The sequence below is a fragment of the Aquabacterium sp. genome, assembly GCF_044226965.1.
Lineage (GTDB): Bacteria > Pseudomonadota > Gammaproteobacteria > Burkholderiales > Burkholderiaceae_C > Pseudaquabacterium.
Window position 1 is genome coordinate 1 of the sequence record NZ_JBGAGA010000047.1, and the last position, 14,827, is coordinate 14,827.

At 69.4% G+C, this 14,827-nt stretch carries 13 protein-coding genes; 5 read left to right on the forward strand and 8 right to left on the reverse strand.

Going from position 1 to position 14,827, the window contains the following annotated elements; all coding sequences use genetic code 11:
• Window positions 1–186: 186 nt before the first annotated feature.
• Both ACILR4_RS19235 and dmeF read right to left on the reverse strand, forming a co-directional pair.
• Window positions 187–1,716: a YdiU family protein gene (locus tag ACILR4_RS19235; protein WP_395702485.1), complete on the reverse strand. Its 1,530-nt coding sequence runs from the start codon at window positions 1,714–1,716 to the stop codon at window positions 187–189.
• 19 nt (window positions 1,717–1,735) lie between these two features.
• Window positions 1,736–2,809, reverse strand: a complete 1,074-nt coding sequence (gene dmeF / locus ACILR4_RS19240) for a CDF family Co(II)/Ni(II) efflux transporter DmeF (RefSeq protein WP_395702486.1) — start codon at window positions 2,807–2,809, stop codon at window positions 1,736–1,738.
• Between the two features lie 109 nt (window positions 2,810–2,918).
• On the opposite strand from dmeF, the gene argB reads away from it, so the two are divergent.
• The 5 genes from argB (at window position 2,919) to pdeM (ending at window position 7,278) form a co-directional block, all read left to right on the forward strand.
• Complete coding sequence (gene argB / locus ACILR4_RS19245; protein WP_395702487.1) at window positions 2,919–3,827, forward strand: acetylglutamate kinase; 909 nt, start codon at window positions 2,919–2,921, stop codon at window positions 3,825–3,827.
• Window positions 3,827–4,495: a diphthine--ammonia ligase gene (locus ACILR4_RS19250; RefSeq protein ID WP_395702488.1), complete on the forward strand. Its 669-nt coding sequence runs from the start codon at window positions 3,827–3,829 to the stop codon at window positions 4,493–4,495. The genes argB and ACILR4_RS19250 overlap by 1 nt, the downstream gene beginning before the upstream one ends.
• The gene (locus ACILR4_RS19255; RefSeq protein WP_395702489.1) at window positions 4,492–5,187 is read left to right on the forward strand and encodes a pyrimidine 5'-nucleotidase; all 696 of its coding nucleotides are present in this window, start codon (window positions 4,492–4,494) and stop codon (window positions 5,185–5,187) included. Before ACILR4_RS19250 ends, ACILR4_RS19255 begins: the two co-directional genes overlap by 4 nt.
• 730 nt (window positions 5,188–5,917) lie before the next feature.
• Window positions 5,918–6,589: a nucleoid occlusion factor SlmA gene (slmA, locus tag ACILR4_RS19260; RefSeq protein ID WP_395702490.1), complete on the forward strand. Its 672-nt coding sequence runs from the start codon at window positions 5,918–5,920 to the stop codon at window positions 6,587–6,589.
• Window positions 6,586–7,278 (forward strand): ligase-associated DNA damage response endonuclease PdeM, encoded by a 693-nt coding sequence (gene pdeM / locus ACILR4_RS19265; protein WP_395702491.1) that lies wholly within the window; start codon window positions 6,586–6,588, stop codon window positions 7,276–7,278. Before slmA ends, pdeM begins: the two co-directional genes overlap by 4 nt.
• A gap of 17 nt (window positions 7,279–7,295) precedes the next feature.
• Here the strand turns inward: pdeM and ACILR4_RS19270 are convergent, their stop codons facing one another.
• From ACILR4_RS19270 to ACILR4_RS19295, 6 genes are all read right to left on the reverse strand, one after another.
• A complete protein-coding gene (locus ACILR4_RS19270; RefSeq protein ID WP_395702492.1) occupies window positions 7,296–8,363 on the reverse strand; it encodes an ABC transporter ATP-binding protein in 1,068 nt (355 codons plus the stop codon).
• Window positions 8,364–8,863: 500 nt separating this feature from the next.
• Window positions 8,864–9,718 (reverse strand): carbohydrate ABC transporter permease, encoded by an 855-nt coding sequence (locus tag ACILR4_RS19275; RefSeq protein WP_395702493.1) that lies wholly within the window; start codon window positions 9,716–9,718, stop codon window positions 8,864–8,866.
• Window positions 9,715–10,593, reverse strand: coding sequence for a carbohydrate ABC transporter permease (locus tag ACILR4_RS19280; RefSeq protein ID WP_395702494.1), 879 nt, complete (start codon window positions 10,591–10,593; stop codon window positions 9,715–9,717). The genes ACILR4_RS19275 and ACILR4_RS19280 overlap by 4 nt, the downstream gene beginning before the upstream one ends.
• 114 nt (window positions 10,594–10,707) lie before the next feature.
• A complete protein-coding gene (locus tag ACILR4_RS19285) occupies window positions 10,708–11,955 on the reverse strand; it encodes an ABC transporter substrate-binding protein (protein WP_395702529.1) in 1,248 nt (415 codons plus the stop codon).
• Window positions 11,956–12,018: 63 nt separating this feature from the next.
• The gene (locus tag ACILR4_RS19290; protein ID WP_395702495.1) at window positions 12,019–13,215 is read right to left on the reverse strand and encodes a maltoporin; all 1,197 of its coding nucleotides are present in this window, start codon (window positions 13,213–13,215) and stop codon (window positions 12,019–12,021) included.
• A 148-nt stretch (window positions 13,216–13,363) separates the two neighbouring features.
• Entirely contained in the window at window positions 13,364–14,815 is a 1,452-nt protein-coding gene (locus ACILR4_RS19295; protein WP_395702496.1) for a sensor histidine kinase, read from the reverse strand.
• Window positions 14,816–14,827 lie beyond the last annotated feature (12 nt).

Here is a 14,827-nt window from a genome sequence, read left to right on the forward strand (position 1 = left end):
CACGCCTTCGCGCCGCGCGTGGCGCAGATCGTCATGAACACCAGCTTCCGCATGTTCCCGGACAGCGATGCGGCGCGTGGCGAGAAGGGCGACAAGCCCAAGCTCAGCCCCGAGGCGATGGCGCTGCAGCAGATGATGCGGGGCATCCACTTCTGAGCTGAAGGCGGCCCCCGCCCCCAGCCCGCCTCAAGTGCCGCAGAAAGTGCGGTAGCCGGCCGTCACCGCGGCCGGCGCGGGCTCGGCATACGCCGCGTGTTCAGACGTCTCGTCATAGGGGCGCTGCAGCGCCGCGAGCAGCTGGTCGAAAGGCGTCAGGTTGCCGTCGTCGCTGGCGGCGGTCAGGGCTTCCTCGACGCGATGGTTGCGTGCGATGAGCCAGGGGCTGACGCGGCGCATGCGCAGGGCGCGCTCACCGCGCGGGCCCGGTCCGGCAGCCGTATCGTCGCGCGCGCAGCGTTCGCGCCAGCGGGTGAGCCAGGGATCCAGTGCCTCGGGGGCGGCGAACAGCGAGCGCAGCGCGTCCTCGCGGCCCTCGGCGGCGTCGGCCAGGCGACGCCAGGCCAGCGTGAAGTCCACCGCCTGCGTGTGCAGCAGGCCCAGCCAGTCCTCTGCCAATGCGCCATCGGCCCCATCATCGGCCGGCGCGGCGTTGTACAGGCCAAGCTTGGCACGCTGGCCCTGCAGCCGTTCGGCCGCGTACATTGCAGGATAGGCATCGATCACCTCGGTGACCTGGGCCACGGCGCGCTGCACCTCGGCTTCGGCGTCGCTGGCCACCATCAGCGGCAGCAGCGCCTCGGCCAGGCGGGCCAGGTTCCAGCGCGCGATCAGCGGCTGGTTGGCATAGGCATAGCGGCCGCCATGGTCGATGCTGCTGAACACCGCGGCCGGGTCGTAGGCTTCCATGAACGCGCAGGGGCCGTAGTCGATGGTTTCGCCGGAGAGCGTCATGTTGTCGGTGTTCATCACGCCGTGGATGAAGCCGACGTTCATCCACTGCGCGATCAGCCGCGCCTGGCGCAGGGCCACGGCGTGCAGCAGCCCGAGGTAGCGCGCGGGCGTGCCGCTGGCGTGCGCGGTGGCCAGCGCGGGGTCGTGGCGGGCGATCGCGTAGTCGGCCACGCGGCGCAGCTGCTCGAGGTCGCCGCGCGCGGCGAAGAACTGGAAGGTGCCCACGCGCAGGTGGCTGGCGGCCACGCGGGTCAGCACCGCGCCGGGCAGCGCGCCCTCGCGGAACACCTGCTCGCCGGTGGCCGCCACCGCCAGCGCGCGCGTGGTCGGAATGCCCAGCGCGTGCATCGCCTCGCCGACGAGCACCTCCCGCAGCATCGGGCCGACGGCGGCCTTGCCATCGCCGCCGCGCGAGAACGGCGTGCGGCCCGAGCCCTTGAACGCAATGTCGCGACGCTGGCCATGGACGTCGATGCGCTCGCCGATCAGCAGCGCGCGGCCGTCGCCCAGCTGCGGCGAGAAGCCGCCGAACTGATGGCCGGCGTAGGCCTGGGCAATCGGCTCGGCATCCGAGGGCAGTGCGTTGCCGGCAAACAGCGCAGCGCCCTGCGCACCGCGCAGCGGCAGCGGATCCAGGCCCAGCTCGGCGGCCAGGGCCTCGTTCAGGTACAGCAACTGCGGGTCGGGCGCCGGGGCCGGCTGCCAGGTCACGTAGGCGCCCGGCAGCTCGCGGGCATAGCTGTTGTCGAGACCGAAGTGCAGCATCGGAGGGCCTCTCGTTCGCTCAGCCGCCCGCCGGGCAGTTGCCGCAGCGGTGCAACTCGATCGTCGTGTGCTTCAGCGCGCCGATGGCCTGCAGCCGCTGCTGGTAGCTGGCCACCGGCAAGGGCTGGTCGGCCACGATGCTGATGGCGCCCGACCAGGCCTGCGGGCCGATCTGCCACACGTGCAGGTCGGCGAGCTTGGCATCGCCATCGCTCTCGATCGCGGCGCGCACCGCGTCGCGCAGCGGTGCGTCGGCGGTGGCGTCGACCAGCGCGCGCGAGGTCGTGCGCAGCAGGCCCCAGCTCCATTGGCCGATCACCGCGGCGCCGACCAGCGCCACCACCGGATCCAGCCAGCGCCAGCCCCACCACAGGCCGCCGGCGAGGGCGGCAATCGCCAGTAGCGAGGTGAAGGCATCGGCCATCACATGCACGTAGGCGGCGCGGAAGTTGTGGTCGGCATGGGCGTGATGCGCATGGGCATGGCCCTGTGAATGTCCGTGCGCATGTCCGTGCGCATGTCCGTGCGCATGTCCGTGCGCATGTCCGTGCGCATGCTTGTGCGCGTGGCCGTGCGAGTGCCCATGCCCATGCGCATCCCCGCCGCCGCGCGCCAGCAGCCACACGCTGGCCAGGTTGACCAGCAGGCCGATCACCGCCACCGTCATCGCCTCGCCGAAGGCGATCGGCCGCGGCTGGCGCAGCACCTGCACCGCATCGACCGCCAGGCCGATGGCCACCGCGGTCAGCAGCAGCGCGCTGGTGTAGGCGGCCAGCACCTCGATCTTCCAGCCGCCGAAGGCAAAGCCTTCATGGTCGCGGGCCCGGCGCGACCAGCGCATCGCCAGCACCGCGCCGCCCAGTGCGGCCGCATGCGTGCCCATGTGCCAGCCGTCGGCGGTGAGGGCGAGCGAGCCGCTCCACCAGCCGGCGGCGAGCTCGATGACCATCGTGACGACGGTCACCACCGTCACCGCCAGCAGCGCCCGGCTGCGCGCTTCCTCGCCGGCGCTGCCGAAGGCATGGCTGTGGCGGAACGGGCGCAGGTCGTGCTGGTGCTGCGCGCCGAGCGGGGCGTTGGTGTGCGTGGCCATCCGCAAAGCGTAGCCGAAAGGCCGGGCCCGGCCGGCCCGTTTGCCCTGCCGCCCGAAGTGCCTTCCCTACAATCCGCGTCGACGCCCACTGCCCGCAGCGAGACCCGCGATGAAGCCCGATCCCAGCACACCGTCCCTCGACCACATCCAGCCGCGCGAGAAGGCCGAGATCCTGGCCCAGGCGCTGCCCTACATCCGCAAGTACCACGGCAAGACCATCGTCATCAAGTACGGCGGCAATGCCATGACCGACCCGGCCCTGCAGCAGGATTTCGCCGAGGACGTGGTGCTGCTGAAGCTGGTGGGCATGAACCCGGTGGTGGTGCATGGCGGCGGCCCGCAGATCGACGAGGCGCTGGCCAAGATCGGCAAGAAGGGCACCTTCGTCCAGGGCATGCGCGTGACCGACGAGGAGACGATGGAAGTCGTCGAATGGGTGCTCGGTGGCGAGGTGCAGCAGGACATCGTCGGCCTGATCAATGCGGCCGGCGGCAAGGCGGTGGGCCTGACCGGGCGCGACGGCGGCATGATCCGCGCGAAGAAGCTGAAGATGGTCGACAAGGACGACCCCACCAAGGAGCACGACGTCGGCCAGGTCGGCGACATCGAATCGATCGACCCCAGCGTCGTGAAGGCGCTGCAGGACGATGCCTTCATCCCGGTGATCAGCCCGATCGGCTTCGGCGAACACAACGAAAGCTACAACATCAACGCCGACGTGGTGGCGGCCAAGCTGGCCACCGTGCTGCGGGCCGAGAAGCTGCTGATGCTGACCAACATCACCGGCGTGCTGGACAAGACCGGCAAGCTGCTCACCGACCTGACGGCGCGGCGCATCGACGAGCTGTTCGCCGACGGCACCATCTCCGGCGGCATGCTGCCGAAGATCGCCGGCGCGCTGGACGCAGCCAAGAGCGGCGTCAACGCGGTGCACATCATCGACGGGCGCGTGCCGCATGTGCTGCTGCTGGAAATCCTCACCGACCAGGCCTACGGCACGATGATCCGCTCCCACTGATGCGGGCCTTCTTCAGCTGGAGCGGCGGCAAGGATTCGATGCTGGCGCTGCATCGTGCGCTGGCCGCCGGGTGGCGTGTCGAGGCCTTGCTGGCGATGTTCGATGAAAGCGGCGAGCGTTCGCGCTCGCACGCCATACCGCCCGGATTGATGCGCGCGCAAGCGCAGGCGCTGGGCATTCCGCTGGTGATGCGCCAGGCCTCGTGGGCCGACTACGAGGCGGTGTTCACCGACCAGCTGTCGCAGTTCGCGCAGCAGGGCCTCGAAGCCGGCCTGTTCGGCGACATCGACCTGCAGCCGCACCGTGACTGGGAAGAGAAGGTCTGCGCCGCGGCCGGCCTGCGCGCGGAGCTGCCGCTGTGGCAGGCGCCGCGGCGTGCACTGGTCGACGAACTGCTGGCGCTGGGCTACCGCGCACGGGTGGTGTGCGTCGATGCGCGCTGGCTCGATGCCTCCTTCTGCGGCCGCGCGTTCGATGCCGCGTTCATCGCCGACCTGCCGGCCAACGTGGATGCCTGCGGCGAGAACGGCGAGTTCCACACCTTCGTGTTCGATGGCCCACGCTTTGCGCAGGCGGTGCCGCACCGCGTGCGAGCGGTGCACGAGTACAAGCCCGGGGCGCCGGCGCCGGGCCACTACTTCGTGGCTGAACTCGTCGAGGGCGCATGACGACGACACGCGTCTGGCTGTTCGACCTGGACAACACGCTGCACGACGCCGGCACCTATGTCTTCGGTGAGCTCAGCCGCTCGATGCGCGAGTACATGCAGCGCGAACTGCAGGTCGACGAGGCCCAGGCCAACGCGCTGCGGCGCCAGTATTGGCAGCGCTATGGCGCCACGCTGCTCGGCCTGGTGCGCCACCATGGCGTGAAGGCCGCGCACTTCCTGCACGACACGCACCGCCTGCCCGGGCTCGAGGCCCGGCTGGACGGCCACCGTCACGACTTCGCGGCCTTGAAGGCGCTGCCCGGACGCAAGCTGATCCTCACCAACGCGCCACGCGCCTATGCGCTGCGCGTGCTGCGCGCGCTGCGCATCGAGCACCTGTTCGACGCGGTGCTGTCGATCGAGGACATGCAGATGTTCGGCGTGCTGCGGCCCAAGCCCGACGCGCGCATGCTGCGCCGCCTGGTCGCGCGGCTGCGCGTCCCGGCCTCGCGCTGCGTGCTGGTGGAGGACACGCTGGTGCATCAGAGGTCGGCACGCCGCGTCGGCATGTGCACGGTGTGGATGCAGCGCTATGCGCGGCGCGGCGGGCATGGCGACATGAAGCTGGCGCGCTGGTCGATGCGGCCGGCCTATGTCGACCAGGTGCTGCGCGGCCTGCGGCCGTTGCGCCGCCAGCCGCCGCGAGGCTGACCGAGCCGCCGTTGCGCGGGCTGCCGCGAGCGCCCTCAAGTCGCAGTCCACAGGGCCGATAGGACTGCGACATGGAGGGCGTGTGATGGGTATCTTCGATGCAGTCGCTTCCGCGGCGACGGAATCTGCGCTGGATGAAGCGCGTGCCCGTCTGAGCACCTTGCTGGCAGACCGCGCGGCGCAGAACAGCTGAAGGAAGTCGAACGGCTGCGTCGGGAGGCGGCCCTGGCCGAGCTGGTCCGCCGAACCGCCGATCGCGGGCGTGAAGGTCGTGCGGGCGTCGAGCCGGCCGGAGAGCGTCCGACCGGATCGCCGGGCGGAGCGGCGCACGGGGACTACGTCGAGTTTGAGGCACCCTGGTCGCCCGATGCGGCGCCGGCCGGGCCCAGGTCCCTGGCCTCAGACACACCGGACCACGCTCGGGCCCTGCGACTGTGGCGCTATGTCATTGCATTCGTCACCTTCGGACTGGTCGCCGTGGCGACCAGTCCGGGCTTCGGGGCCTTCATGGGCGTGGTGGCCTACGCAGTGTTGGCCTTCTTCATGCGCAAGGGACGGTAGCCGAACGTCAACGTAGACGGCCTTGCGCCGGCCCGTCACCCGGATAGGTGTTTACGCGGGCCCGGCGTGCCGGTAACGGTGTGCCAGAATGTTTTTTGCCCCTGACGCCACCCCGGCCATTGCGCCGGATTCCACCGCTTCCCTCCGCCGCGCCGCCGTGATGTCCGACATGCCCGAGCCATCTGGTGACGCTGCCGCGGCGGTGCTGCCGGCCGATGACGCGGCGGCCGCGGCAAGCCCCGAGCCCAGCGCCCCGGTACGCAAGCGGCCGCGCCCCGGCGAGCGCCGCGTGCAGATCCTGCAAACGCTGGCCGGCATGCTGGAGCAGCCGGGCGCCGAGCGCATCACCACCGCGGCACTGGCGGCCAAGCTCGAGGTCAGCGAGGCCGCGCTGTACCGCCACTTCGCCAGCAAGGCGCAGATGTTCGAGGGCCTGATCGAGTTCATCGAATCCAGCGTGTTCACGCTGGTCAACCAGATCATCGAGCGCGAAGCCAACGGCGCGCTGCAGGCGCAGAAGATCGGCCAGATGCTGCTGCAGTTCGGCGAGAAGAATCCCGGCATGGTGCGGGTGATGGTCGGCGATGCGCTGGTGTTCGAGCACGAGCGCCTGATCGCGCGCATGAACCAGTTCTTCGACCGTGTCGAAGCCCAGCTGCGCCAGAGCCTGCGCGCCGCGGCCGATGCCGCCGGCTCGCTGACGCCGACGGTCGATGCCAACGCGCTGGCCTCGGGCCTGACGGCGCTGATCATCGGCCGGCTGCAGCGCTACGCGCGTTCCGGCTTCAAGCGCAGCCCCACCGAGCACCTGGACCTGCTGCTGGCGCGCTTGACGGCGTGAGCACGCCGCTGCTGGTCGAGCCCCTGCCCGGGGCGCCGCTGCAGTTGTGGCCGCAGCGTGCGGCCTTCGACCCGGCTTCAGGCAGCCTGCTGATCGCCGATGCGCACATCGGCAAGGCGCAATCGTTCCGCCGCCTGGGCGTGCCGGTGCCCAGTGGCACCACGGCCGAAGGCCTGGCGCGGCTGGACGCGCTGCTGGCGGCCACCGGCGCGCGGCGCATCGTGTTCCTGGGTGATCTGCTGCATGCCAAGCGCGGCCTCGCGCCCGGCGTGCTGGCGCAGGTGCAGGCCTGGCGTGAAGGCCATGCGGCGATCGAGATGACGCTGGTGCGCGGCAACCACGACGAGCGGGCCGGCGATCCGCCGCCCGCGCTGGGCATTGCCTGCATCGACGGGCCGCTGCGCCTCGGGCCCTGGGCGCTGCAGCACCATCCCGAAGCCGTGCCCGGCGCCTACGCGCTGGCCGGCCATGTGCACCCCTGCGTGGTGTTGAGCGGCCGTGCGAATGACCGGCTGCGGCTGCCCTGCTTCCACTTCGGCGCGCAGGTCGGCGTGCTGCCCGCCTTCGGCGGCTTCACCGGCATGCATGCGCTGCCGCGGGCACCGGAAGACCAGGTCTTCGCGGTCAGCGAAGACCGCGTGTTGGCCCTTCGACCGCGCGCGGCGTCCAGCGCTTCCGGCACGCCGTAGCCGGCGCAGGCCGCGCGTCACGCGATGCGCTGCTCGCTGGCCGCGTCGAACACATGCGCATGCTGCGGCTGCCACTGCAGGTGCACGCGCTCGCCCACCTGCTGGTGCGTGTTGCCGGGCACGCGCACGGTGAGCTTGCCGACCGCGGTGTCGACCATCACGTAGGTCTCCGGCCCGGTGGGCTCGATCATCGCCAGCGTGCCGGGCAGGCCGGCGTCGGCAAAGCTCAGGCTCTCGGGGCGCAGTCCGTAGACCAGCTCGGGCCCGGTGTTCGCGGCCTGCAGCGCGTGCCGCTGCGCGTCGCTGGCGGCCAGCTCGATGCCGTGCGCCAGCAGCGCGTTGCCGCTGCGCGTGGCGGTGATCAGGTTCATCGCCGGCGAGCCGATGAACTCGGCCACGAAGCGGGTCGCCGGCCGCGTGTAGATGTCTTCCGGCGTGCCGAACTGCTGCACCACGCCGTCCTTCATCACCGCGATGCGGTCGCCCAGCGTCATCGCTTCCACCTGGTCGTGCGTGACGTAGACCGTGGTGGTCCGCGTGCGCTGGTGCAGCAGCTTGATCTCGGCGCGCATCTCCACGCGCAGCTTGGCGTCCAGGTTCGACAGCGGCTCGTCGAACAGGAACAGCTTGGGGTCTCGCGCCAGCGCGCGGCCCATTGCGACGCGCTGGCGCTGGCCGCCCGAGAGCTGGCCCGGCTTGCGGTCCAGCAGGTGGCCGATCTGCAGCATCTTGGCCACGCGCTGCACCGCGGCCTCGCGCTGGTCCTTCGGCACCTTGCGCATCTCCAGGCCGAAGGCGATGTTCTGCGCCACGTTCATGTTCGGGTACAGCGCGTAGCTCTGGAACACCATCGCGATGTCGCGATCCTTGCTGGGCAGGTGCGTGATGTCGCGCTCGCCGATGTGGATGGTGCCTTCGGTGGGCACGTCCAGCCCGGCAATCATGTTCAGCAAGGTCGACTTGCCGCAGCCCGAAGGGCCGACCAGGATCAGGAATTCGCCGGCACCGATGTCGATGTCGATGCCCTTGAGGATCTCGACCGGACCGAAGGTCTTGCGCACGTGGCGGATGGACAGGGCTCCCATGGGGCAGTCTCCGAAGGATTTTTCGTCAGTGATTGAAAACAAGTCGGGCCGGCAGTCGCAGCAGTCGGCCCGTTGCGGTCGTTGCTCGACATGGCAAGCCGACGTTCGACGATAGGCGCGAAGCGCGGCCAGGGCCGGCCGCCCGGTCGGACTCCTCATGCGTCCCTAAATCGTCGCCCGACCGGCGTCTCCGGCAACGCCGCAGGGGGCGGGCCGGGTGACGATTTAGGGACGCATGAGGAACCCGGCCCGCCCACTGGGGCGTTGCGCGCTCGGTCGCCGCAGGCCGGCTTCCTGCATGCCCTGTTGAAGACCGCAACGGGCCGGGGACGGACGGTGAGCAGCGAGTTGGCTTCATCCCAGTGGCTCCGCCGTGCTTCGCGCGACCCACGATGCACGAATCGACGGCAGCCCAGCGGCAGCCGCGGAACCGGCTCCGCCGGGCCGCCGGCTGCGCCCCCTGGGGGGAGGCGCCCCAGGCGCTTCGGGGGGGATTCATGTCACCCCTTCACCGCGCCGGCGGTGAGCCCGCGCACGAAGTACTTGCCGGCGACGATGTAGACGAACAAGGTGGGCAGCGCGGCGATCAGCGCGGCGGCCATGTCGACGTTGTATTCCTTCACCGAGCTCGAGGTGTTGGACAGGTTGTTCAGGCCCACGGTGATCGGCTTCGAATCGGCACCCGAGAACACCACGCCGTACAGGAAGTCGTTCCAGATGTTGGTGAACTGCCAGATCAGCGTGACGACCAGGATCGGCGTCGACAGCGGCAGCACGATGCGGCGGAAGATCTGCCAGAACGAGGCGCCGTCGAGCATCGCGGCCTTGATCAGCTCGTCCGGCAGGCCGATGTAGTAGTTGCGGAAGAAGAGGGTGGTCGACGGGATGCCGGCGATCACGTGCACCACGATCAGCCCCCAGATCGAGCTGGCCAGGCCCAGCCAGCCCAGCACCTGGCTCATCGGCAGCAGCACCACCTGCATCGGCATGAACACGCCGAACAGCAGCATCGCGAACAGCGTCTCGCTGCCACGGAAGCGCCACTTGCTGAGCACGTAGCCATTGAGCGCGCCGATCAGCGTGGACACGGCGACCGCCGGCACCACCATCAGCACGCTGTTGAAGAAGAAGGGCTTCAGGCCGCCGCAGTCGGTGCCGGTGCAGGCCGAGCTCCAGGCCTTGGCCCACGCAGCGAAGCCGGGGCTGCTGGGCAGCGACAGCAGGTTGCCGTCGCGGATCTGCGCCATGTCCTTCAGCGAGGTCACCACCATCACGTACAGCGGCGTCAGGAACCAGGCCGCGAACAGCAGCAGCGCGCTCCACAAGAGCAGGCGGTGGACGGTCAAGCGGTTCACTTGCGTGTCCTCAGTTCGGAGTACAGGTAGGGCACGACGATCGCGGCCACCGTGGCCAGCATCACCGTGGCGCTGGCCGCGCCGAGACCCAGCTGGCCGCGGGTGAAGCTCATCGCGTACATGAAGGTGGCCGGCAGGTCGGTGGCGAAGCCGGGGCCGCCGGCGGTGAGCGCCATCACCAGGTCGAAGCTCTTGATCGCGAGGTGGCTCACCACCATCAGCGTCGAGAAGAACACCGGCCGCAGCGAGGGGATGAGGATGCGCCAGTAGATGCGCGGCAGGCTCGCGCCATCGACCTGCGCGGCCTTGATGATCGAGTCGTCGATGCCACGCAGCCCGGCCAGGAACAGCGCCATCACGAAGCCCGCGCTCTGCCAGACGCCCGCGATCGCGACGCAGTAGATGGCCTTGTCGGGGTTCACCAGCCAGTCGAAGGTGAAGGACGTGAAGCCCCACTGCTGCACCAGGTGCTCGAGGCCGAGGCCGGGGTTCAGCATCCACTTCCAGGCGGTGCCGGTGACGATGAACGAGATCGCCATCGGGTACAGGTAGATCGTGCGCAGCACGCCTTCGGCGCGCACCTTCTGGTCCAGCAGGATGGCCAGCAGCAGGCCCAGCGCCATCGCGCCGCCGATGAACAGCACGCCGAAGATCAGCATGTTCTTCAGCGCGAGCTGGAAGCGTTCGCTGGCGAACAGCGTCTGGTACTGCGCGAAGCCGACGATCTCGTAGTTCGGCAGCAGGCGCGAGGCCGAGACCGACAGCAGCCCGTTCCAGGCGATCAGGCCGTAGATGAAGAACAGCGCCAGCATGAAGCTGGGGGCGACCACCAGTTTGGGCAGCCAGGGGGTGCGCAGCGCGCTGGGGGCGGACATCGCGGGCTCGGTCTTTCCAACGAAGCGTTCAGGGCAGCAGGCAAAAGAGGCCACGCGGGCAGCACCGCGTGGCCAAAAGCTCCAATGAGAACTTGCCTGGTTGTCGTTATCGGATCAGCGCGTCTTGGCCGCCGCGGCCAGCTTGCCCTGGGCGTCCGCGACACTCATCTTGTCGTCGTTCCAGAACTGGCTGACGCTGTCCTTGATCGCGCCTTCCACCGCCGAGGGCACGGCCATGCCATGCGCGATCGAAGGCACCAGCGAGCCGGACTTGGCGGTGTCGACGAAGTCCTTGGCCGAGGTCTTGGCGCAATCGTCGAACTTGTCCATCTTCATGCCCAGGCGCACCGGGATTGAGCCCTTGTACAGGTTGAAGGTTTCCTGGAACGCCGGGGCCATGATTTCCTTGGCCAGTTCCTTCTGGGCCGCGATGTTGGCCGGGTCCTTCAGCTTGAACATCGCGAACGAGTCGACGTTGAAGGTGTAGGCCTTGGCGGTGCCGGGTGCCGGCACGCAGAGGAAGTCGGTGCCCGGGGTCTTGCCGGCGGCGATGAACTCGCCCTTGGCCCAGTCGCCCATCAGCTGCATCGCGGCTTCACCCTTGATGACCATCGCGGTGGCCAGGTTCCAGTCGCGTCCGGGGGCGTTCTTGTCGGTGTAGCCCTTGACCTTCTTGAAGGTCTCGAGCACCTTGGTCATCGTCGGGCCGCTGATCGTCGCGGGGTCCAGCTGCACCAGCGCCTTCTTGTAGAACTCGGCCCCGCCCACGCCGAGCGCCACGCTCTCGAAGGTGGTGAAGTCCTGCCAGTTCTGGCCGCCATGGGCGAGCGGGATGATGCCGGCCTTCTTCAATGCCTCGGCGGTGGTGAAGAACTCGTCCCAGGTGGTCGGTGCCTTGGCATTCGCCTTCTTCAGTGCCGCGGGGTTGACCCACAGCCAGTTCACGCGGTGCACGTTGACCGGTGCGGCGACGTAGTGGCCCTTGTACTTCATGATGTCCGAGACGACCTTGGGCAGCAGTTCGTCCCACTTCTCGGCCTGGGCCACGTCGTCCATGTTGGCCAGCACGCCTTCCTGCGCCCATTCCTGCAGCGAAGGGCCCTTGATCTGCGCGGCCGAGGGCGCGTTGCCCGAGACCACGCGCGACTTCAGGACCGTCATCGCCGAATCGCCGCCGCCGCCGGCGACCGCGAAGTCCTTCCAGCGATGGCCGCTCTTCTGCAGCGTCAGCTTCAGCGCCGCGGCGGCCTTGGCCTCGCCGCCCGAGGTCCACCAGTGCAGCACCTCGATCTCGCCGGCGCGGGCGTTCTGCCCGGCAACCAGTGCGGCGCAGGCCAGGGTGATGGCCCCCAGCGTTTGCATCGTGTTCTTGCTCATCGATCAGTCTCCTTGTGATGCGGCGCCGAGCTTACGGCGCCCGCGGGTTCAGAACCACCACTCCACCTGGGCGCCATAGCTGGTGCCCGACGTCTTGTTCGCGAAATCGGCCATGCCGGTGACGTTGCCGGCGGCCTTGTTCCACTTGGCGCTGGTCACGTACAGGCGGAACTCGGGCCGGCTCCAGAAGTCCGGGCCGATCGACAGCGTGGGCGCCAGGGTCAGCTTGGTCAGGCGGGCGGTCTGGCCGCCATCGGGCTTGTACTGCGAGACGCCCAGCTCGCTGACGAACTTGAAGTTCTTGGTCACCGCGTAGGACACGCGGCCGCCGACGCTGGCCGAGTCCACCTTCAGGCCGGCGCCGTTCTTCTCGCTGGCCAGCAGGAAGATGGCCTGGCCGCCGAGCGGGCCGCTCTGGCCGTTGAAGCTCTCGACGATGCGCCAGCTCCTGGCCTTGCTGCCGGCGGTGAGGTCGCCGAAGTTGGCGTTCAGCCCGGCCGAGCCCTGCGCGAACTGCAGCCACAAGGTGTTCGACAGCCCGGTGCCGAAAAGCTGGGCCTGGTCGTGGCGCACCGTGAAGCCGGCGCCGGTCTTGCCGCCGGAGAAATCACCCTTCGTGAAGGTGGCGAAGAAGTTCAGCTTGCCGTTGGCATTGGCCGGCATGTCCACGTACTCGATGTTGACGCGGTTGCCCGGGTGCACCGCGTCGCTGTCGGTCTTGTAGAAGGCCGCCCCGATCTTGCCGGGGCCGGCCGGCTGGCCCTTGAAGCCGGCACCCACGCCGAGCATCTCGATGAAGAAGGTGTCGACGATGTGCACGTCTCCGCGGCGGCCGCGCTCCTTGCCGATCCAGAAGGTGGCCTCGGGCGCGATGTCGAAGCCCTTGGCTTCGGCCCACATCTGCTCGATGTTCAGGCCCTTGTCACCGGCGTTCTGCGTGGCCGGCGTGTATTGGTTGACCATCAGCGTGGCGCGGTAGTCGATGCCGTCCTTCTGGAAGCCTTGGCTGAGCTGGAACTCGCCGTAGAAGTCGCATTCATTGCCCAGCCGGTACTTCATGCCGCTGCTGCCCTGGCCCAGCGCATAGCAGGCGCGCGAGGCGTTGGCCGAGGTCAGGCCCGGGCCGGCGCGGAAGTAGCCGGTGTAGTCGAGCGCATGCGAGGCGCCGGCGCCGGCCAGCAGGGCCAGCGCCGCGGCCGTGCGAACGGCGCGCAGCGAAGGGAGGCGGGAGGGGTGGGTGTTCACGCGAGGTCTCCGGTTGTGGGTGTTCGGGTTGCCTCGCGGCGGTGCGGCCGCACGGCGCATTAACGCAAGGCGGCGTTAATGTGCCTTAATGATTAATAAAAAGTCTCTAGGTGTTAATACTAAATTAATAAATGAATGCAGCCTGACATCAGCCGGCCGCAGCGGGGGCCGCTGCCAGCGGCAGGCTGAGCTGCGCGCACAGCCCGTGCGGCTGCAGCGAGCGCAGCCGCACCTGGCCCTGGTGGCGTTCGGCGATCTCGCGCACGATGGCCAGCCCCAGGCCGCAACCGCTGCCTTCGTGCGTGGCGCGGTAGAAGCGGCCGAACACCGCCTCGTGCTGGTCGGGCGGGAGGCCCGGGCCGTTATCGCTGACCTCCACCTGCGCGCGGCCGCCTTCGGCGCGCACGCTCACCGTCACCTCGGCGCCACTGCCGGCATAGCGGATCGCGTTGTCGATCAGGTTGAACACCGCTTCGCGCAGCAGCAGCTCGTTGCCCAGCACCGGCACCGGCGGCGCGCCGGGCGGCGCATCGTCCAGGCCCAGGTCGATGCCGGCCTGCAGCGCGCGCGGCACGCAGTCGGTGACCCAGGCGGCAACGCTGGAACGCATATTCAACAAAGTACGCGGCAGCGCGGCGGCGGCCTCGGGCTCGGCGCGGGTCAGCGTGAGCAGCTGGTTCACCAGGTGTGCGCTGCGCACCGCGCCCTCGTGCACGCGGGCCAGGCGGGTGGCCAGCTCGGGGTCGCGGTTGTCCTTCAGCGCGATCTCGGTCTGGCTCTTCAGCCCGGCCAGCGGCGTGCGCAGCTGGTGCGCGGCGTTGCTGATGAAGCGGCGCTGCGCGGCCACGCTTTCCTGCACCGCGGCCAGCAGCTGGTTCAGCGCGCGGGCCAGCGCGCGCACCTCCTGCGGCGCGGCTTCCAGCTCCAGCGGCGCCAGGTCGTTCGGCGCGCGGTCTTCCACCAGCGCGCGCAACCGGGCCAGCGGCGCCAGGCCGGCGCGGATGCCGGCCCAGACGATCATCGTCATCAGCACGATCAGCGCCGACAGCGGCAGCACCGTGTCCAGCAGGATGCCGCGCGCCAGCTCGTCGCGGCTGGCCTGGCTGCGGGCGATCTGCACCAGCATCACCTGGCGCTCGTCCTTGTCGCCGATGGGCACGAACAGCGCGGCCAGGCGGATGCGCACCGCGTCGAGCTTGCCGTCGTAGAAGTAGGGCTCGCCAAGCCGGGGATGCTCGATGCCCGGTGGCAGTGGCAGCTGCCGGTTGCCGAGGATGAACTGCCCCGGCGGCGTGCTGACCATGTAGTAGACGCGGTCGTCGGGGTCGGCCTCGATGATGTCCTGCGCGGCGCGCGGGAAGTCGATGAACAGGCCGTTGCCGATGGGCTTGACCTGACGCGCCAGCGAGCGCGTGGCCTGCAGCAGGCTGGCGTCGATGCCGCGGTTGGCATAGCGCGCGGCGACGTTGTAGGTGACGTAGGCCGCCGCCAGCCACAGCACCAGTTGCGGCAGCAGCACCCACAGCAGCAGCTGGCGGTGCAGCGAGCGGTGACCGACCGCGCTGGCCAGCCGGCGCTGCAGCCAGGAGAGGATGGCCATCGTCTTTGTGCG

Bases quoted from the DNA above. Each gene is read 5' to 3' on its own strand.
- ACILR4_RS19250 (WP_395702488.1), top strand. From the start codon at position 3,827: ATGCGGGCCTTCTTCAGCTGGAGCGGCGGCAAGGATTCGATGCTGGCG.
- ACILR4_RS19235 (WP_395702485.1), bottom strand. From the start codon at position 1,716: ATGCTGCACTTCGGTCTCGACAACAGCTATGCCCGCGAGCTGCCGGGC.
- ACILR4_RS19270 (WP_395702492.1), bottom strand. From the start codon at position 8,363: ATGGGAGCCCTGTCCATCCGCCACGTGCGCAAGACCTTCGGTCCGGTC.
- ACILR4_RS19255 (WP_395702489.1), top strand. From the start codon at position 4,492: ATGACGACGACACGCGTCTGGCTGTTCGACCTGGACAACACGCTGCAC.
- ACILR4_RS19285 (WP_395702529.1), bottom strand. From the start codon at position 11,955: ATGCAAACGCTGGGGGCCATCACCCTGGCCTGCGCCGCACTGGTTGCC.
- slmA (WP_395702490.1), top strand. From the start codon at position 5,918: ATGCCCGAGCCATCTGGTGACGCTGCCGCGGCGGTGCTGCCGGCCGAT.
- ACILR4_RS19295 (WP_395702496.1), bottom strand. From the start codon at position 14,815: ATGGCCATCCTCTCCTGGCTGCAGCGCCGGCTGGCCAGCGCGGTCGGT.
- ACILR4_RS19280 (WP_395702494.1), bottom strand. From the start codon at position 10,593: ATGTCCGCCCCCAGCGCGCTGCGCACCCCCTGGCTGCCCAAACTGGTG.
- argB (WP_395702487.1), top strand. From the start codon at position 2,919: ATGAAGCCCGATCCCAGCACACCGTCCCTCGACCACATCCAGCCGCGC.
- dmeF (WP_395702486.1), bottom strand. From the start codon at position 2,809: ATGGCCACGCACACCAACGCCCCGCTCGGCGCGCAGCACCAGCACGAC.